The organism is Streptomyces sp. NPDC003036, assembly GCF_040611175.1.
Classification (GTDB): domain Bacteria; phylum Actinomycetota; class Actinomycetes; order Streptomycetales; family Streptomycetaceae; genus Streptomyces.
Genome location: NZ_JBEXNO010000039.1, coordinates 23793 through 42745, shown reverse-complemented (window position 1 = coordinate 42745; position 18953 = coordinate 23793). Strand labels below are relative to the sequence as shown.

At 73.1% G+C, this 18953-nt stretch carries 13 protein-coding genes; 8 read left to right on the top strand and 5 right to left on the bottom strand.

Features of this window, described 5'->3' with window-relative positions:
• Nucleotide 1 precedes the first annotated feature (1 nt).
• Entirely contained in the window at nt 2-2548 is a 2547-nt protein-coding gene (locus tag ABZX67_RS25770; protein ID WP_355364316.1) for a polynucleotide kinase-phosphatase, read from the bottom strand.
• Nucleotides 2545-4029, bottom strand: a complete 1485-nt coding sequence (locus tag ABZX67_RS25765; protein ID WP_355364313.1) for a 3' terminal RNA ribose 2'-O-methyltransferase Hen1 — start codon at nt 4027-4029, stop codon at nt 2545-2547. Before ABZX67_RS25765 ends, ABZX67_RS25770 begins: the two co-directional genes overlap by 4 nt.
• A gap of 458 nt (nt 4030-4487) precedes the next feature.
• Between ABZX67_RS25765 and ABZX67_RS25760 the strand changes: the two genes are divergently transcribed.
• The 3 genes from ABZX67_RS25760 to ABZX67_RS25750 all read left to right on the top strand — a co-directional run bounded on the left by ABZX67_RS25760 (nt 4488) and on the right by ABZX67_RS25750 (nt 8450).
• Nucleotides 4488-5720 (top strand): arginine deiminase, encoded by a 1233-nt coding sequence (locus tag ABZX67_RS25760; RefSeq protein ID WP_355364310.1) that lies wholly within the window; start codon nt 4488-4490, stop codon nt 5718-5720.
• A gap of 130 nt (nt 5721-5850) precedes the next feature.
• Entirely contained in the window at nt 5851-6849 is a 999-nt protein-coding gene (gene argF, locus ABZX67_RS25755) for an ornithine carbamoyltransferase (RefSeq protein ID WP_355364307.1), read from the top strand.
• A gap of 161 nt (nt 6850-7010) precedes the next feature.
• Nucleotides 7011-8450 (top strand): amino acid permease, encoded by a 1440-nt coding sequence (locus ABZX67_RS25750; RefSeq protein ID WP_355364304.1) that lies wholly within the window; start codon nt 7011-7013, stop codon nt 8448-8450.
• Here the strand turns inward: ABZX67_RS25750 and ABZX67_RS25745 are convergent.
• Nucleotides 8422-8853: an ATP-binding protein gene (locus ABZX67_RS25745; protein ID WP_355364301.1), complete on the bottom strand. Its 432-nt coding sequence runs from the start codon at nt 8851-8853 to the stop codon at nt 8422-8424. The two genes, ABZX67_RS25750 and ABZX67_RS25745, sit on opposite strands and share 29 nt — an antisense overlap.
• Before the next feature lie 267 nt (nt 8854-9120).
• Between ABZX67_RS25745 and ABZX67_RS25740 the strand changes: the two genes are divergently transcribed.
• Both ABZX67_RS25740 and ABZX67_RS25735 read left to right on the top strand, forming a co-directional pair.
• Nucleotides 9121-9948 (top strand): enoyl-CoA hydratase family protein, encoded by an 828-nt coding sequence (locus ABZX67_RS25740; protein ID WP_355364298.1) that lies wholly within the window; start codon nt 9121-9123, stop codon nt 9946-9948.
• Between the two features lie 6 nt (nt 9949-9954).
• Nucleotides 9955-12255, top strand: a complete 2301-nt coding sequence (locus ABZX67_RS25735; RefSeq protein ID WP_355364295.1) for a bifunctional salicylyl-CoA 5-hydroxylase/oxidoreductase — start codon at nt 9955-9957, stop codon at nt 12253-12255.
• Here ABZX67_RS25735 and ABZX67_RS25730 read toward each other — a convergent pair.
• Both ABZX67_RS25730 and ABZX67_RS25725 read right to left on the bottom strand, forming a co-directional pair.
• Entirely contained in the window at nt 12221-13051 is an 831-nt protein-coding gene (locus tag ABZX67_RS25730; RefSeq protein WP_355364292.1) for a PaaX family transcriptional regulator C-terminal domain-containing protein, read from the bottom strand. The two genes, ABZX67_RS25735 and ABZX67_RS25730, sit on opposite strands and share 35 nt — an antisense overlap.
• A 4-nt stretch (nt 13052-13055) precedes the next feature.
• Nucleotides 13056-14681 carry an AMP-binding protein gene (locus tag ABZX67_RS25725; RefSeq protein WP_355364289.1) on the bottom strand — a complete coding sequence of 542 codons (1626 nt, stop codon included), beginning with the start codon at nt 14679-14681 and terminating at the stop codon, nt 13056-13058.
• 164 nt (nt 14682-14845) lie between these two features.
• Here ABZX67_RS25725 and ABZX67_RS25720 point away from each other — a divergent pair, with 164 nt between their 5' ends.
• The 3 genes from ABZX67_RS25720 (at nt 14846) to ABZX67_RS25710 (ending at nt 18877) form a co-directional block, all read left to right on the top strand.
• Nucleotides 14846-16003: an acyl-CoA dehydrogenase family protein gene (locus ABZX67_RS25720; protein WP_355364286.1), complete on the top strand. Its 1158-nt coding sequence runs from the start codon at nt 14846-14848 to the stop codon at nt 16001-16003.
• Nucleotides 16000-16398, top strand: a complete 399-nt coding sequence (locus ABZX67_RS25715) for a RidA family protein (RefSeq protein ID WP_355364283.1) — start codon at nt 16000-16002, stop codon at nt 16396-16398. The genes ABZX67_RS25720 and ABZX67_RS25715 overlap by 4 nt, the downstream gene beginning before the upstream one ends.
• A gap of 127 nt (nt 16399-16525) precedes the next feature.
• Nucleotides 16526-18877, top strand: a complete 2352-nt coding sequence (locus tag ABZX67_RS25710; protein WP_355364280.1) for a collagenase — start codon at nt 16526-16528, stop codon at nt 18875-18877.
• Nucleotides 18878-18953: the final 76 nt, after the last annotated feature.

Genomic DNA, 18953 nt, shown 5'->3' with positions numbered 1-18953 from the left:
CCTACAACCGGGGGTCCACCGGTTCCGACTCCAGGGCGAGGACCGCGAAGACCGCTTCGTGGACGCGCCACAGGGGTTCGCCGTCGGCGAGGCGGGACAGGGCTTCCAGGCCGAGGGCGTACTCCCGCAGGGCGAGGGAGCGCTTGTGGCCGAGGAAGCGGGAGCGCAGGCGGTCCAGGTTGTCGGGGCGCGTGTACTCGGGGCCGTAGATGATCCGGAGGTACTCGCGGCCCCGGCACTTGATGCCAGGCTGGACCAGGCGGCCCTTGCCGTCGCGGGCGAGGGCCTGGAGCGGCTTGACGACCATGCCCTCGCCGCCGCGACCGGTCATCTCCAGCCACCAGTCGACGCCGGCCGCGACCGACGCCTCGTCGCCGGTGTCGACGTAGAGGCGACGGGTGGTCCGGAGCAGACCGGTGGTGTCGTGCTCCACCATGCGGTCGATCAGGGCCAGCTGCTCGTCGTGCGGGAGCGCGGCGAGGCTGCGGCCCCGGGCGGCGAGCAGCTGGAACGGCGCCAGTTCGACGCCGTCCAGGCCGTCCGTGGTCCAGCAGTAACGGCGGTACGCCTCCGTGAAGGCGGCCGCGTCCACCGCCCGGTCGCGCTGGCGCGCCAGCAGCCCGTCGACCTCGACCCCGCGCGCGGCGGCCGCCTCCAGCGCGGCGAGCGCGCCGGGGAAGACGGCCGATGACGCGGCGCCCACCGCCGCGTACTGCGAGCGCAGCAGCCCGGAGGCCTTGAGCGACCAGGGCATCAGCTCGGCGTCGAGCAGCAGCCAGTCCGTGTCGAGCTCCTCCCACAGCCCGGCCGCCGTCACCGCCGTGCGCAGGCGGCCGAGGATCTCCTCCGTGACCGAGGGATCGTCGAAGAAGGGCCGGCCGGTGCGCGTGTAGAGGGACCCGGTCGGGCCCGACTCCACGCCGAAGTGCTCCCGGGCCGCCTCCGCGTCCCGGCACACCAAGGCCACGGCGCGCGACCCCATGTGCTTCTCCTCGCACACCACCCGCGCGACACCGTCGGCGGCGTACGCGGCGAACGCCTCGGCCGGGTGCTCCAGGTAGCCCTCGCGGCGCGACGTCGCGGTGGGCGCCATGGTCGGCGGCAGGTAGGGCACGAGCCGCGGATCGACGGCGAAGCGGCTCATCACCTCCAGCGCCGCCGCGGCGTTCTCCTCCCGCACGCCGACGTTGCCCGCGTACCGGGTCTCGACGACGCGGCGCCCGTGCACGTCGGCGAGGTCCAGCGGCCGCCCCTGGTGGCCGCCGGGCGCCTCGGTGGCGAGCGGCTTGACCGGTGCGTACCAGACCTTCTCGGCCGGTACGTCGACGAGTTCCCGCTCCGGCCAGCGCAGCGCGGTCATCCTGCCGCCGAACACCGCGCCCGTGTCGAGGCAGATGGTGTTGTTGATCCACGAGGTGCTGGGCACCGGCGTGTGGCCGTAGACGACCGCCGCCCGCCCCCGGTAGTCCTCCGCCCACGGGTAGCGCACCGGCAGGCCGAACTCGTCCGTCTCCCCGGTGGTGTCGCCGTACAGCGCGTGCGAGCGCACCCGCCCCGACGTGCGGCCGTGGTACTTCTCCGGCAGTCCCGCGTGGCAGACGACGAGCCGGCCCTCGTCCAGGACGTAGTGGCTGACCAGCCCCGCGATGAACTCCCGCACCTGCTCGCGGAACTCCGGGCTCTCGCGCTCCAGCTGCTCGACGGTCTCGGCGAGACCGTGCGTGTGCTGGACGTTTTTGCCGCTCAGCCAGCGGCCCAGCTTGTTCTCGTGGTTGCCGGGCACGCACAGCGCGTCGCCCGCGGCGACCATGCCCATGACGCGCCGCAGCACACCCGGGCTGTCCGGCCCCCGGTCGACGAGGTCGCCGACGAAGACGGCCGTACGCCCCTCGGGGTGGTGGCCGTCGACGTACCCCAGCTTGGCGAGCAGCGTCTCCAGCTCCGAGGAGCAGCCGTGGATGTCGCCGATGATGTCGAACGGCCCGGTCAGGTGCCGCAGGTCGTTGAACCGCTTCTCCAGGACGACCTCGGCCGCCTCCACCTCCTCGACGCTGCGCAGCACGTGCACCTTGCGGAAGCCCTCGCGCTCCAGGCCGCGCAGCGAGCGGCGCAGCTCGCGCCGGTGGCGCTGGATGACGTGGCGCGGCATCCCCGCCCGGTCCGGCCGGCCGGCGTTGCGCGCCGCGCACACCTCCTCCGGCAGGTCCAGCACGATGGCGATGGGCAGGACGTCGTGCTCGCGCGCCAGCCGTACCAGCTGCCGGCGGCTCTCCTGCTGCACGCTGGTCGCGTCGACCACGGTCAGCCGGCCGGCCGCGAGGCGCTTGCCGGCGATGTAGTGCAGGACGTCGAAGGCGTCGCGGCTGGCGCTCTGGTCGTTCTCGTCGTCGGCGACGAGCCCGCGGCAGAAGTCCGACGAGATGATCTCCGTCGGCTTGAAGTGCTTGCGCGCGAAGGTGGACTTGCCGGAGCCCGTGGCGCCGATGAGGACGACGAGGGAGAGGTCGGTGACCGGCAGCAGCCTGCGGGGTGTGGTGTCGGTGGTCATGCGGCCTTCTCCTCGGACACGGGTGTTGCGGGCGCGGCGTTCAGCGCGAACACCGCCATCTGCGTCGGCGGTCCGACCTCGGGGTCGTCGGGCCCGACGGGGAGGAACTCCACGCCGTACCCGTGCCGTTCGGCCACCGCCAGGGCCCAGGTGCGGAACTCCGCGCGGGTCCACTCGAAGCGGTGGTCCCCGTGACGTACGTGACCGGCCGGGAGGGTCTCCCAGCGCACGTTGTACTCGACGTTCGGCGTCGTCACGAGCACGGTCACCGGGCGGGCCGCACCGAAGACGGCGTACTCCAGCGCGGGCAGCCGCTCCAGGTCGAGGTGCTCGATGACCTCGCTGAGCACGGCCGCGTCGTACCCCTTGAGCCGCTTGTCGGTGTACGTGAGCGAGCCCTGGAGGAGCCGGACGCGCTCCGCCTGCCGCTCGCCCATGCGCTCGATCCGCAGCCGCCGCGCCGCCAGCGACAGCGCCCGCATGGACACGTCGACACCGACGATCTGGGTGAAGCGGGGGTCCTTCAGCAGTTCGCGCACCAGCTGGCCCTGCCCGCAGCCCAGGTCGAGCACCCGGCTCGCGCCCGCGCCGCGCAGCGCCTCGACGATCGCCGCACGGCGCTGGACCGCCAGCGCCACCGGGCGCTCCTCGGTGTCGGTGTCCTCGTCGACGGCGTTGTCGATCTCCTCGACGTCGCTGTCGTCCGCCGCGGCCAGCCGCGCCAGCTCGATGCGCTCCATCGCCTCGCGCGTCAGCGACCAGCGGCGCGCCAGGTAGCGGCTGGTGATCAGCTTGTGCTCCGGGTGCCCGGGCAGCCAGCCCTCGCCGACCCGCAGCAGCTTGTCGACCTCGTCCGGCGACACCCAGTAGTGCTTGGCGTCGTCCAGGACCGGCAGCAGCACGTACAGGTGGCGCAGCGCGTCGGAGAGCCGCTGCTCGCCCTCCAGGACGAGGTGGACGTACCGCGAGGCGCCCCACTCCGGGAACCGTTCGTCGAGCGTGATCGGTTCCGCCGTCACCGCCCACCCCAGGGGCTCGAACAGCTTCCGTACGAGCTCGGCGCCGCCGCGCGCGGGCAGCGCCGGCACCTCGACGCGCAGCGGCAGCGTCTGGCCGACGAGCTCGGGCCGGGCCTGGCACTGCCCCTTGAGCGCGCTGGAGAAGACGTTGCCGAGGGCGACGGCGAGCAGCGAGGAGGCGGCGTACGGCCGGTCGTTGACGTACTGCGCGAGCGCCTGGTCGGGCGCGCCTCCGCGCCCCTTGCCGCCCTTGCCCTTGCCGCGGCGTACGAGCGCGACGGGGTCCACCTCCAGCAGCAGCGCCGCCGTGCAGCGCTCGGGCGACGCCTCCGGGTAGAGGACGTGCGCCGTGCCGTAGGAGGTGGAGAACGCCTGCGCCTTGTCCGGATGCTTGTGCAGCAGGAAGCCGAGATCGGTGGCGGGGCGTTCATGGGTACCGGTCGTACTGATCGTCAGGAACACGTGTCCGAGTATCGGCCGTCGTGCCCGTCTCCGACCATGGAATTTCGTCACCGGCCGCCGCGAGGTGGGGGAGGCGGGTGGAGGAGGCGCGTACCGAGGCGCGGGGAGGCGCACGGGGAGCGGGGGAAGGTGCACCGCTTCGTGGCTCCCGGACCCTGTTGACGCAGGTCGGGACGAGCCCTTACGTTCGTGACCGCGTGGAGCGACAGCCTCCCAACTACCCCTGAAGAGCGGCTGGTTGGGAGGGTAGGTGTCTCCCTTACCGGCGGCGGTGGACCGGAGGAGGGGACGGTCCACCGCCACCGCATCACCCACCACCCGCCCGCCCCGAGCCGGCGGCGGTGTACCGGATCGTCTTCCGGCCCCTTGCCGGCGGAGGCTTCGGCCCGGTCGCCCGGTGGCATCTCGGTGCCGTACGCGGGGGCGCGCCGAGCGCGCGGCTCGGCCAGGATGGGTGCATGGGATTCCATGTCGATTCCGAGACCGGGCGGCTCCGCCGCGTCATCCTGCACCGGCCCGACCTGGAGCTGAAGCGGCTCACGCCCAGCAACAAGGAGCGGCTCCTCTTCGACGACGTGCTCTGGGTGCGGCGGGCCCGTCAGGAGCACGACGGCTTCGCCGACGTGCTGCGGGACCGCGGTGTCGTCGTCCACCTCTTCGGCGACCTGCTGCGCGAGGTGCTGGAGTTGCCGGCCGCCAGGAAGCTCGTCCTGGACCGGGTCTTCGACGAGAAGGAGTACGGGCCGCTCGCCACGGACCACCTCAGGGCCGTCTTCGACGAGATGGAGACGGCCAGGCTCGTCGCGGCGCTGGTCGGCGGCATGACGAAGCGCGAGTACCTCGCCGGCCACCCCGAACCGACGTCCGTCCGGTTCCACGTGATGGACCTGGACGACTTCCTGCTGCCGCCCCTGCCGAACCACCTCTTCACCCGGGACACCTCCGCCTGGATCTACGACGGGGTGGCCATCAACGCCATGCGCTACCCCGCCCGGCAGCGCGAGACCGTGCACTTCGAGGCGATCTACAAGCACCACCCCCTCTTCACCGGACCCGAGGCGGGCTCCTTCCACCACTGGTCGGAGGGGCAGGACGACTACCCGTCCACCATCGAGGGCGGCGACGTCCTGGTCCTCGGCAACGGCGCGGTGCTGATCGGGATGAGCGAGCGGACCACCCCGCAGGCGGTGGAGATGCTGGCCCGCGGCATGTTCGCGGCCGGTTCGGCGCGCACGATCGTGGCGCTGGACATGCCGAAGAGCAGGGCGTTCATGCACCTGGACACCGTGATGACGATGGTGGCGCCGGACACCTTCACGCAGTACGCGGGGCTCGGCATGCTCCGCTCGTACACCATCGACCCGGGGGACCGGATCGGCACGCTGAAGGTCTCCGACCATCCGCCCGAGCACATGCACAGCGCCATCGCGGCGGCCCTCGGCATGACCTCCGTCCGGGTGCTGACGGCGACGCAGGACGTGCACGCCGCCGAGCGCGAGCAGTGGGACGACGGCTGCAACGTGCTGGCGGTGGAGCCGGGGGTCGTGGTCGCGTACGAGCGCAACGTCACCACCAACACGCACCTGCGGCGGGAGGGCATCGAGGTGATCGAGATCCCGGGCAGCGAGCTGGGGCGCGGGCGGGGCGGCCCGCGCTGCATGAGCTGCCCGGTCGAGCGCGACGCCATATGAGCCGCGATGCGGGCGGCGCCACGGGCCGTGCCGGCCGGTCGTGCCGCGCTTTACGGAAGCGGACGAATAGAAATTCTGACCTTCGTATAGACTTCCACAGTCCCCGACCCCCGTAACCCAGGAGCGCCCCATGGCCACCGATCTCACCGGCCGCCCCTTCCTCAAGGAGCTGGACTTCACCGCCGACGAGTTCCGCAGCCTGATCGAGCTGGCCGCAGAACTCAAGTCGGCGAAGAAGGCGGGGACCGAGGTCCAGCGGCTGCGGGGTCGGAACATCGCGCTGATCTTCGAGAAGACTTCCACGCGCACGCGCTGCGCGTTCGAGGTCGCGGCGGCCGACCAGGGCGCCTCCACGACCTACCTCGACCCCTCCGGCTCGCAGATCGGCCACAAGGAGTCGGTCAAGGACACCGCCCGCGTCCTCGGTCGCATGTTCGACGCGATCGAGTACCGGGGCGACGCCCAGGCGACGGTCGAGGAGCTGGCCGCGTACGCCGGGGTCCCGGTCTACAACGGCCTGACCGACGACTGGCACCCCACCCAGATGCTCGCCGACGTGCTCACCATGACCGAGCACACCGACAAGCCCCTGGAGGCCGTCGCCTTCGCCTACCTGGGCGACGGCCGCTACAACATGGGCAACTCCTACCTCGTCACCGGCGCCCTGCTCGGCATGGACGTACGGATCGTGGCGCCCAAGGAGTTCTGGCCGGCCGAGGGCATCGTGGCGAAGGCGCGCGAGCTCGCCGAGGCCAGCGGGGCGCGCGTCACGCTCACCGAGGACGTCGCCGAGGGCGTCCGGGGCGCCGACTTCGTCGCCACCGACGTCTGGGTCTCGATGGGCGAGCCGAAGGAGGTGTGGGACGAGCGCATCGCCGCCCTCGCCCCGTACGCCGTGACCATGGACGTCCTGCGCGCCACCGGCAACCCCGGGGTGAAGTTCCTGCACTGCCTGCCCGCCTTCCACGACCTGGGCACGGCGGTCGGCCGCGAGATCCACGCGCGGCACGGGCTCACCGAGCTGGAGGTCACGGACGAGGTCTTCGAGTCGGAGCACTCGGTCGTCTTCGACGAGGCCGAGAACCGCATGCACACCATCAAGGCGGTGCTGGTCGCCACCCTCGGCTGACTGGAACCGTGCCCGGGATGGCCATGCGGGCGATGGGGTGAATATGCGAGGTACCGGTTAGTCTCGGTACAGAAGGTGGGGTCCGGGCTCACATGTCCGGACCCCTTCCGCTTGTGCGCCACCCCTGCACGAGCCCGCACCACCCGCCGGGAGAACCACCCATGCAGCGCCTCAAGACCCCCGCCCAACTGGTCGCCGAATCCGGCGCCGACCTGGAGGGACATGGCCTCAAGCGCACCATGGGCCTCTTCCAGCTCGTGTGCTTCGGCGTCGGCGCCATCGTCGGCACCGGCATCTTCGTCGGGCTCTCCGACAGCGTCGCCGAGGCGGGCCCCGCGGTCGTCGTCTCCTTCGTCCTCGCCGCGATCACCTGCGTCTTCACCGCGTTCTCCTTCGCCGAGCTGGGCAGCGCCATCCCGGTCTCCGGCAGCTCGTACTCCTTCGCGTACGCCGCCCTCGGCGAGCGCGTCGCCTTCCTCACCGGCTGGTGCCTGCTGCTGGAGTACGGCGTGTCCGTCTCCGCCGTCTCGGTCGGCTGGGGCCAGTACCTCAACGAACTGCTCGACAGCCTCATCGGCGTCCAGCTGCCCGCCGCGCTGTCCGCCCCGCCCGGGGACGGCGGCGTCGTGAACGTCCCGGCCGTCGTGGTGATCGCCCTCGCCGCGGTCCTGCTCGTGCGCGGCGTGCGCGAGAGCGCCCGCGCCACCGCCGCCATGGCCGTCATCAAGATCGCGATCCTGATCCTGTTCTGCGCGCTCGCGTTCAGCGCCTTCCGCTCGGACAACCTCTCGCCGTTCGCGGCGCACGGCCTCGCCGGGGTCACCTCGGGCGCGTCGCTCGCCTTCTTCTCGTACATCGGCTTCGACGCGATCACCACCGCCGGCGAGGAGGTCAAGAACCCCCGCCGGAACGTCCCCCTCGCGATCATGATCTGCATCGGCGCCGTCACGCTGCTGTACGGGCTGGTCGCCCTCGCCGCCATCGGCGCGATGTCCGCCGGTGACGTCGCCGACCAGCCGGCCGCGCTCTCGCTCATCGTCGACAAGGTCACCGGCTCCGCCCTCGGCGGCGGGATCATCGCCTTCGGCGCGGTCGTCGCCATCGCCTCGGTCGTCCTCGCCGTGATGTACGGCCAGACCCGCATCCTGATGTCGATGTCCCGGGACGGGCTCATCCCGCGCGTCTTCGAGAAGGTCTCGCCGAAGACCTCCACCCCCGTCGCGAACACCTGGAGCGTCGCCGCCGTCTTCGCCGTCCCGGCCGCTGTCGTGCCGCTCGACGTCGTGATGAACCTGACCACCATCGGCACCCTCGCCGTCATGGCCGTCGTCAACATCGCGGTGGTCGCCCTGCGCCGCCGCCACCCCGCCATCGAGCGGAGCTTCCGAGTGCCGCTCTACCCGCTCAGCCCGGTGCTGGGTGTCGCCTTCTGCCTGTACCTGATGTGGGGCACCGGCTGGACCACCTGGGTGCAGTTCGCCGTCTTCCTGCTGGCCGGTGCGCTGGTGTACGCGCTCTACGGCCGCCGCAACTCGCGGCTGGCCGCCACGCCGGCACCGGAGGCGGAGGAGGTCACGCCGTCCCGAGCCCCGGGAGCGTGAACCACACCGCCTTGCCCTGAGGGGTACGGCGGTGACCGCACGCCGCGCTGAGCGTACGGATCAGCAGCAGGCCGCGGCCGTGCTCCTGCCACGGGTCCGGCGGCACGGTGTGGCCGGGCGACAGATCGCCGGGCGGGGCCGGGTCGCGGTCGTGCACCTCGACCTGGCAGCCGGTCTCCAGCAGCTCCACCACCAGCTCGATCGGCGGGTCGCCCGGGTCGGTGTGCTTGACCGCGTTCGCCACCAGCTCCGCCGTCAGCAGCTCCGCCGTGTCGGTGTCCGCCGACGCCGGAGCGTCGAGGTCCGCGAGGGCCTTCCGCACCAGCGCCCGGGCGAGCGGCACGGCGGCCGCGGAGTGCGGCAGGGCCAGGCGCCAGTAGGCCGGGCCGGAGGCTTTGAGCACGGTGGCGGTCCTCCGTTCCGGTCGGCGGGTTTCCTGGAGCCGCCTTCGGTTTCCGCGGTCCAGTCCTTCCCTTCCACCTTACGGACCGCAACCGGCGGCACCAGAGCCCCACGGCACCCATGAGGAGACCTGCGCCACACCCGTTACGGAGCCATCGGCCCGCCGCTCCGCTCTATTGCGTGTACGTGACGGCAGTCACGGTTGAGTGATAGCGTCGAGGGGCAGGTACTCGCCAGGCAATCCGCTCGCCGAGGGAGGCCGCACCCCATGAGCCCCTTCACCAGCTCCGCGCCCCGCACCCCCGAGTGGCGCCATCTGAGGCTCACCGTCGACGACGGTGTCGCGACCGTGACGCTCGCCCGCCCCGCCAAGCTGAACGCGCTCACCTTCGGCGCCTACGCCGACCTGCGCGACCTGCTCGCCGAGCTGTCCCGGGAGCGTGCCGTGCGGGCGCTGGTCCTCGCGGGGGAGGGGCGGGGCTTCTGCTCCGGCGGCGACGTGGACGACATCATCGGCGCCACCCTCGCCATGGACACCGCCGAGCTCCTCGATTTCAACCGGATGACCGGCCAGGTCGTACGCGCGCTGCGCGAGGCGCCCTTCCCCGTGATCGCCGCCGTCCACGGGGTCGCCGCGGGCGCCGGGGCGGTGCTGGCGCTCGCCGCCGACTTCCGGATCGCCGACCCCTCCGCCCGCTTCGCGTTCCTCTTCACCAAGGTCGGCCTCTCCGGCGGCGACATGGGCGCCGCGTACCTCCTGCCCCGCGTCGTCGGCCTGGGCCACGCCACCCGGCTGCTCATGCTCGGCGAACCGGTCCGCGCCCCCGAGGCCGAGCGCATCGGCCTCATCAGCGAGCTCACCGAGGAAGGCCGCGCCGACGAGCGCGCCGCCGCGCTCGCCCGCCGCCTCGCCGAGGGCCCGGCCCTCGCGTACGCCCAGACCAAGGCGCTGCTCACCGCCGAGCTCGACATGCCGCTCGCCGCCGCCGTCGAGCTGGACGCGGCGACCCAGGCCCTGCTGATGAACGGCGAGGACTACGCCGAGTTCCACGCCGCCTTCACCGCGAAGCGGCCGCCCAAGTGGCGGGGGCGGTGACCTGCCGTGCGCCCTGCCCTGCGCGTGGCCGTCATCGGCGGCGGGCCCGGCGGCCTGTACGCCGCCGCGCTCCTCAAACGCCTCGACCCCGCCCGTGACATCACGGTCTGGGAGCGCAACGCCCCCGACGACACCTTCGGCTTCGGCGTCGTCCTCTCCGACGAGACCCTCGGCGGCATCGAGCACGCCGACCCCGCCGTGTACGCCGCGCTCCAGGCGGAGTTCGTCCGCTGGGACGACATCGACATCGTCCACCGCGGCCGCACCCTCACCTCCGGCGGCCACGGCTTCGCCGCGCTCGGTCGCCGCAGGTTGCTGGAGATCCTCCACGCCCGCTGCGCCGAGCTGGGCGTACGGCTCCGCTTCCGCACCGAGGCGCCGCCCGCCGCCGAGCTGGCGACCGCGTACGACCTGGTCATCGCGGCCGACGGTGTCCACAGCCGCACCCGCGAGACCCACGCCGACGTCTTCCGCCCCGCCCTGACCACCCACCGCTGCCGCTACATCTGGCTCGCCGCCGACTTCGCCTTCGACGCGTTCCGCTTCGAGGTCGCCGAGACCGAGCACGGCGTGATGCAGCTCCACGGCTATCCCTTTTCGGCGGACGCCTCCACCGTCATCGTCGAGATGCGCGAGGAGGTCTGGCGAGCGGCCGGCTTCGACGAACTCGACACCCAGGAGTCCATCGACCGCTGCGCCAAGACCTTCGCCGAGGCGCTGCGCGGCCGCCCCCTGACGTCGAACAAGAGCACCTGGACCGCCTTCCGGACCGTCGTCAACGACCGCTGGTCCCACGGCAACACCGTCCTGCTCGGCGACGCCGCCCACACCGCGCACTTCTCCATCGGCTCGGGCACCAAGCTCGCCGTCGAGGACGCCCTCGCGCTGGCCGCCTGCGTCGAGGAGCAGCCCTCCCTGAGCGAGGCGCTCGCCGCCTACGAGGCGGAACGCCGCCCCGTCGTGGAGTCCACGCAGCGCGCGGCCGCCGCCAGCCTGCGCTGGTTCGAGGAGCTCGCCGGCTACCTGGACCAGCCGCCGCGCCAGTTCGCCTTCAACCTCCTCACCCGCAGCCGCCGCGTCACCCACGACAACCTGCGGCTGCGCGACCCCCGCTTCACCGACGCCGTCGAACGCGACTTCGGCTGCCCGCCCGGCACCCCGCCGATGTTCACGCCCTTCCGGCTGCGCGGGCTGACGCTGCGCAACCGCGTCGTCGTCTCGCCCATGGACATGTACTCGGCCGTCGACGGCGTCCCCGGCGACTTCCACCTCGTCCACCTCGGCGCCCGCGCCCTCGGCGGCGCCGGGCTGGTCATGACCGAGATGGTGTGCGTCAGCCCCGAGGGCCGCATCACCCCGGGCTGCGCGGGCCTGTACACGCCCGCGCAGGTGGCGGCCTGGTCCCGGATCACCGACTTCGTCCACCGCCAGTCACCCGGTACCGCCATCGGCGTCCAGCTCGGGCACTCCGGCCGCAAGGGCTCCACCAAACGCATGTGGGAGGGCATCGACCAGCCCCTCGACGCCGGCAACTGGCCCCTGGTCGCCGCCTCCCCGCTGCCGTACCGCCCCGGCGTCAACCAGGTCCCGCACGAGCTGCACCGCGCCGCGCTCACCGACATAAGGGAGCAGTTCGCCGCCGCCGCGCGCCGCGCCGCCCGCGCCGGGTTCGACCTGCTCGAACTGCACTGCGCCCACGGCTACCTCCTCTCCGGCTTCCTCTCCCCGCTCACCAACCGCCGCACCGACGCCTACGGAGGCTCCCTGGAGCGCAGGCTCCGCTTCCCGCTGGAGGTCTTCGACGCGGTCCGCGCCGCCTGGCCCGGCGAGCGGCCCATGACCGTGCGCCTCTCGGCCACCGACTGGGCGCCCGGCGGCACCACCGCCGAGGAGGCCGTCGAGATCGCCCGCGCCTTCGCCGCCCACGGCGCCGACGCCATCGACGTCTCCACCGGCCAGGTCGTCCCCGACGAGCGCCCCGAGTACGGCCGCTCGTACCAGACCCCGTACGCCGACAAGATCCGCAACGCGCTGAAGGTCCCGGTCATCGCGGTCGGCGCCATCTCCTCCTGGGACGACGTCAACTCCCTGCTGCTCGCCGGGCGCGCCGACCTGTGCGCCCTGGCCCGCCCGCACCTGTACGACCCGCACTGGACGCTGCACGCCGCCGCCGACCAGGGCTACGACGGCCCCGCCGCCCCCTGGCCGGCCCCGTACCGCGCGGGCAGCCGCAAGCCCCCGACGGGCCGCACGGACGCCCCGAAGCCGCGGCTCAGTCTGACGCCGACGGCGCAGCCCCGCCCCTGACGAACGCCTCGCCCCTGTCCCGCAGCAGCCCGTGCAGCCCGCCGAAGACCGCCGCCGCACGGCCGCCCGGCCAGCCCGCCGGGAGCAGTGCGGCCGGGAGGCCCGGGTCCGCGTACGGGAGGCGGCGCCAGGAGTCGAGGGCGAGGAGGTAGTCGCGGTAGGCCTGCTCGGGGGAGGGCTCGCGGGTCGACCAGGTGCGCAGGACCGGCCCGTGGAGGTCGAGGAACTCCTCGTAGAGCTTGGCGATGGCGGCCAGGTCCCACCAGCGGCCCACCGCCTCGGCCGTCGGCGCGAAGCCCAGGTGCTCGCCGCGGAAGAGGTCCACGTACGGGTCGAGGTGCAGCCGCGTGAGGGTGTGGCGGGCCTCCTCGTAGAGGGCGGCGGGGGCGATCCACACGCCCGGGGCCGCCGTGCCGAAGCCGAGGCGGCCCAGCCGGGAGCGCAGCAGGTGGCGCTTGTGCCGCTCGGCCTCGGGCACCGAGAAGACGGCGAGCACCCAGCCCTCCTCCTCGGGCGGCTCACCGGCCGCGTAGATGCGCCGGTCGCCGTCGTCGAGGAGCTGGCGGGCGTCCGCCGACAGGGCGTACCCGGCCGCCCCGTCCGCCGTGCGGCGCGGCTCCAGCAGGCCGCGCCGCTTCAGCCGGGACACCGAGGACCGCACGGACGGCGCGTCCACGCCGAGGACCGCCAGCAGCCGGATCAGCTCGGCCACCGGCAGCGGGGCGTTGTCGGGCGTCCGCCCGTACGCGCCGTACAGGGAGACGATCAGGGAACGCGGAGTGTGCTGCTCGGCCACGTGGTCACTTTACGGGCGCGTCGGGCGCGCGCAGCCGGAAGCGCTGGAGCTTCCCGGTGGCCGTCCGGGGGAGGGCGTCCAGGAAGACGATCTCGCGCGGGCACTTGTACGGGGCGAGGCGCGACCGTACGAAGGCGCGGAGCGCCTCGGCCGTGGCGTCGTCGCGCGCGACCCCCTCCCGGACCACCGCGTACGCCACGGCGATCTGGCCGCGCACCTCGTCCGGCCGGCCGACCACCGCCGCCTCGACCACGTCGGGGTGGGCGAGGAGCGCGTCCTCGACCTCCGGGCCGGCGATGTTGTAGCCGGCCGAGATGATCATGTCGTCCGCGCGGGCGACGTAGCGGAGGTACCCATCCGGTTCGCGTACGTACGTGTCACCGGTGACGTTCCAGCCGTCCCTGACGTACTCCGTCTGGCGCGGATCGGACAGGTAGCGGCAGCCCACCGGGCCGCGCACGGCCAGGAGGCCCTCCTGCCCGTCCCGGACGGGGCGCCCGGAGCCGTCCACCACGCGGGCCTGCCAGCCGGGCACCGGCACGCCGGTCGTGCCGGGTCTGATCGCGTCGTCGGCCGCCGAGACGAAGATGTGCAGCAGTTCGGTCGCCCCGATGCCGTTGATGATCCGCAGCCCGGTCCGCTCGTGCCAGGCCCGCCAGGTGGCCGCGGGCAGGTTCTCGCCGGCCGACACGCACCGGCGCAGCGAGCCGGTGTCGTACCCGTCGAGGTTCTCCAGCATCACCCGGTACGCGGTCGGTGCCGTGAACAGCACCGACACCCGGTGTTCGGCGATCGCGGGCAGCAGCTGCTTCGGCCCGGCCTGCTCCAGCAGCAGCGCGGAGGCGCCCGCCCGCAGCGGGAAGATCACCAGGCCGCCGAGCCCGAAGGTGAAGCCCAGCGGCGGGCTTCCCGCGAAGACGTCGTCCGGCTCGGGGCGCAGGACCCGTGCCGAGAAGGTGTCGGCGACGGCCGGCACATCGCGGTGGAAGTGCATGCACCCCTTGGGCCGTCCGGTGGTCCCGGAGGTGAAGGCGATCAGCGCGACGTCGTCGGCGGCGGTGTCGACGGCGTCGTACGCGTCCGGGTGGCGGGCCGCCAGCCGCAGCAGGTCGTCGGGCGCGTCGCCGCCGTACGCCGTGACGCGCAACCCCTCCACCTCGGCCTTCACCAGGTCGTCGACCGACCGGATGTCGCACAGCGCGTGGCTGACCCGGGCCATCTCGCACATCACGGCGAGTTCCCCGGCGCGCGCCTGCGCCAGGACGGTGACGGCCACGCCGCCCGCCTTCATCACCGCCAGCCAGCAGGCCGCCAGCCAGGGCGTCGTGGGGCCGCGCAGCATCACCCGGTTGCCCGGCACCACGCCCAGGTCGTGGGTGAGGGCGTGGGCGATCCGGTCGACCCGCGCGCGCAGTTCGCCGTACGTCCACACGCCGCCCGCGCCGTCCCGGAACGCCGGCCGGTCCGGGCCGAACCGCTGGATCGTGCGGTCCAGCAGCTCCGCACCGCAGTTGAGCCGGTCCGGGTAGCGCAGCTCGGGCAGGTCGAAGAGGAGCTCGGGCCACTGCTCGCGGGGCGGCAGATGGTCGCGGGCGAAGGTGTCGAGGTGGGCCGATCCGGTCAGCTCCATGATTCGCCCCCTGTGGGTGGTCCCTTGGGGGGCTCCCGGTGGGTGACCCCTTTGGGTGACTCCTGATGGGTGGTGGGAACGCCCATCGAGCGTATCGTGAAGGTGACGACAGTCAACGGTGCGCGATAGACCGGGCTCTGACGGATTCCTCGGAGGGGGCGCGAATGCCCGCATTCTCACTTGATCCGGCACAGAAAGCATGGTGCGAGGAGGTGCGTGTCCTCGCCGCGGAACGCCTGCGCCCCCTCGCCGAGAAGGGCGAGCCGGGCCGCGTCAACCGCCCGCTCGTCGCCGCGCTGGGCGAACTCGGGCTGATCTCCCGCCTCTTCGGCTCCGGCGCCCTGGACCTGTGCCTGATGCGCGAGTCCCTCGCCCGCGCCTGTACGGAGGCGGAGACCGCCCTCGCGCTCCAGGGCCTCGGCGCCCACCCGGTCGCCGCCTTCGGCACGCCGGAGCAGCGGGCGCGCTGGCTGCCGGAGGTCACCGCGGGGCGGGCGGTGGCGGCCTTCGCGCTCAGCGAGCCGGACGCGGGGTCGGACGCGGCGGCGCTCGCGTTGGAGGCCGTACCGGAGGGGGAGGGGTGGCGGCTGACCGGTGAGAAGTGCTGGATCTCCAACGCCCCCGAGGCCGACTTCGCCACCGTCTTCGCCCGTACGACCCCGGGCGCCGGGGCGCGTGGCGTCACCGCCTTCCTCGTGCCCGCCGACCGGCCAGGCCTGACGGGCGGGCACCTCGACATGCTGTCCCCGCATCCCATCGGCAGCCTCCGCTTCGACGGCGTACCCGTCACACGCGCGGACGTGCTCGGCGAGGTCGACCGGGGCTTCCGCGTGGCGATGACCACGCTCAACCTCTTCCGGCCCAGCGTCGGCGCCTTCGCCGTCGGCATGGCCCAGGCCGCGCTGGACGCGACGCTCGCGCACACCGCGCGGCGGACCGCGTTCGGCGGCGTGCTGAAGGACCTTCAGGCCGTCGCGCACCAGGTCGCCGAGATGGCGACCCGCACCGAGGCCGCCCGCCTGCTGGTGTACGCGGCGGCAGCGGCGTACGACGCGGGCGACGGCGAGGCGGGGGGCGGCGACGACGTGCCCCGGCGCGCCGCCATGGCGAAGCTGCTGGCCACCGAGACCGCGCAGTACGTCGTCGACGCCGCCGTCCAGCTCCACGGCGCCCGCGCCCTGCAGCGCGGCCACCTGCTGGAGCACCTCTACCGCGAGGTGCGGGCGCCGCGCATCTACGAGGGTGCGACCGAGGTCCAGCGCACGATCATCGCGAAGGAGCTGTACGCGAAGGAGCCGTACGCCGAGGAGTTGGGTTCATGAGCATCGAACGCGTCAACCCCGCCGACCTCTCGCCGCCCACCGGCTTCTCGCACGCGGTCGTCGCCACCGGCTCGCGCCTGGTCTTCCTCGCCGGGCAGACCGCGCTCGACGGTGACGGCCGGGTGGTGGGGGAGACCCTGCCGGAGCAGTTCGAGACGGCGCTCGGCAATCTGCTCGCCGCCCTCAAGGCCGCCGGCGGCACCCCCGCCGACCTCGCGCGCGTCACCGTCTACGCCACCGACGTCGCCGACTACCGGGCGCGCGCCGCCGAACTGGGCCGGATCTGGCGGCGGCTGGCGGGCCGCGACTATCCGGCGATGGCGGTGATCGGCGCGGTCCGCCTCTGGGACGAGCAGGCGCTGGTGGAGCTGGACGGGTTCGCGGTCCTGGACTGAACCGTTCCGCATCGGCGAGGCGCTGAGGTACTCCTGACGGGTTGTCAGTGCAATATCACATTACTATGTTACGCGTCGTACAGCAGTGGCATGCACTCGACAATCCGACCTCATCCAGGAGTCGCACGTGCCCCAGCCCACGACACCAGGCCCCCGCCGCAGAGGCCTCCGCGGAGGCTTCCGTGGAGCCCTCCTCGCCGCCGCCGTCGCCACCGCGACCCTGCTCGGCGGCGGCGTGACGGTCCTCGACGCCCCCACCGCCCACGCCCGCCCGCTCACGGCCCCCGACCCCCGCGAGAAGCCGCACCACACGCCTCACGACGAGCACGACGAGGTCGTACGCCTGGCCGCCGCGCCGCCGCCCGCCCCGCGACCCGCCCCCGCGCCCGGACAGCGCGCCGACGCCCGTGTCCCCGGGCCGCAGACACCCCCGGCGCCGACCGCGGCCGCCGCCCCCGCCTGCACCCTGGACGGCGTCACCGGCTTGCGCCCCGAGGAGTTCGCCGACTTCCTCGCCGACCCGGCCGTCACCGCCGACGGCTGCCTGCGCACCCTCCTGTGGACGTGGGACGCCCGCCTCGCGCCCGTCATGTCCGACGCCCACGTCCAGGCCGTCTCGCGCCGCGTCTCCGCGCTCGCCCCGGCGCACGACGGCGCGAACGGCACCCACCTGCTGGAGATGCTCACCTACCTGCACGCGGTCGTGTACCACGACTTCTCGCGCGGCGAGATCGACGTCACCGACCCGCCCACCACCGAGGCCATGCGCCGCGCCGTCCACGCCTTCGGCTCGGCCGCCCGCTCCTTCCGCGCCACCCGCACCAACGCCGACAGCCTGCGCGAGGCCCTCTACACCGGCAGCGCCGCCGGGCTGCGCCACTCCCAGCTCGGCCTCGTCCAGAAGGTGCTGGCCACCATGGACCGGTACCACACCACCACCTACCGCGACCCGGCCTGGGGCGGCGCCGCCCTCGCCGCGCTCTCCGTCAACCACCTCGGCGTGTACCCCGGCAACCGCGACACCGCCTTCCACACGCTGGCCGCCCGGAACACCGCGTACCGCGCCGCCTTCCGTGCCTTCGCCCACCACACGCACCTCAAGGGCACGCCCAACGAGTGGGTGGTGCGCGACGCGCTCGCCGAGTACGGCCGCTTCGGCCAGATCGACGCCCTCAAGGCCGAGATCGTCCCGGACGTGGGCGCCCTCCTCGACCCCGTCGTACGGAACTTCGGCGAGGGCAGCGCGCCCTGGGCGCGGCTCGCCGGCTGGCTCGTCTTCTACGAGGCGTGCGCGCCGTACCGCGTCTGCAAGGACGACATCGAGCGGCGGATCTTCCCGCACGCGTACCGCTACGACACCGGCGCCCTCAAGGTCCGCACCGGCCTCGACACCGCCACCGTCGACCAGCTGTACTACGCGAGCAAGCAGGTCAAGGCGCAGTTCCACCGCGTCCTGGGCAGCGAGGCGCCGCTCGCCGGCGACACCAACACCGCCCTGACCGTCGTGCTGTACGCCTCCCGCGCCGACTACGAGAACCACCACCCGCTCCTCACCGGCATGGACACCGACAACGGCGGCATCTACATCGAGCGCGGCGCCACCTTCTACACCTACCAGCGGCGCGTCCCGCAGGACTCCTCGCTCACCCTGGAGGAGCTCTTCCGCCACGAGTACGTGCACTACCTCAACGGCCGCTTCGCCGTGCCCGGTTACTTCGGCGAAGGGCCCTGGTACCAGGACGACCGCACCACCGCGATGGACGAGGGAACCGCGGAGTTCTTCGCCGGAGCGACCCGTGACGACGGCGTCGCCGTCCGCCGGTCGCTCGTGCGGAGCGTCATCGCCGACACCGCCGACGGAAGCCCCCGCATGAGCGTGGACGAGCTGCTGCACGCCACCTACGCGGGCGACGGCTTCCGCTTCTACAGCTACGCGGGCACCTTCTTCTCCTACCTGTGGACCGAACGTCCCGCCCTGCTGCGCGAGATGTACCGGCACCTGCGCGCCGACGACCCCGCCGCCTTCGACGCCTGGCGCGACCGGCTGGGCCGCGACGCCGCACTCCAGCTCGGGTACGACGCCTTCCTCGACGCACGGATCGCGGAGGTCGACGAGCTGTTCGTGCCGAACACCCGCTACGTCCCCAACGACCGGCTCGACCACGCCGCCGCCGAGGACGTCCGCGCGGCCTTCGCGGCGGCGACCGGCGCCACCCCGCGGTGCGCCGACAACGGCGACACCGCCAAGCGCCGCTTCGTCTGCACCGGCCGCGTCACCGCGCGCCTCACCGACGCGGACAGCCCGGACCGGGTCTTCCGCGACATGGCGGAGACCGTCGACCACTTCCTCCTCGACCGGGCGCGCCCGGCGGCCACCAACCTCGCCGACATGAACTGCTCCTTCGGGGAGGTGGAGATCCGGCCCGACCGCACCGGCGGCACCTCGCCCTACACGTGCGAGGGCCCCCTGCGCACCTGACGCGCAACTCCACGGTTCGGGAGGGGAATTACCCGTACGGACCCTGTACGAGCGGCAGTAGTGCGTGAAATATTAC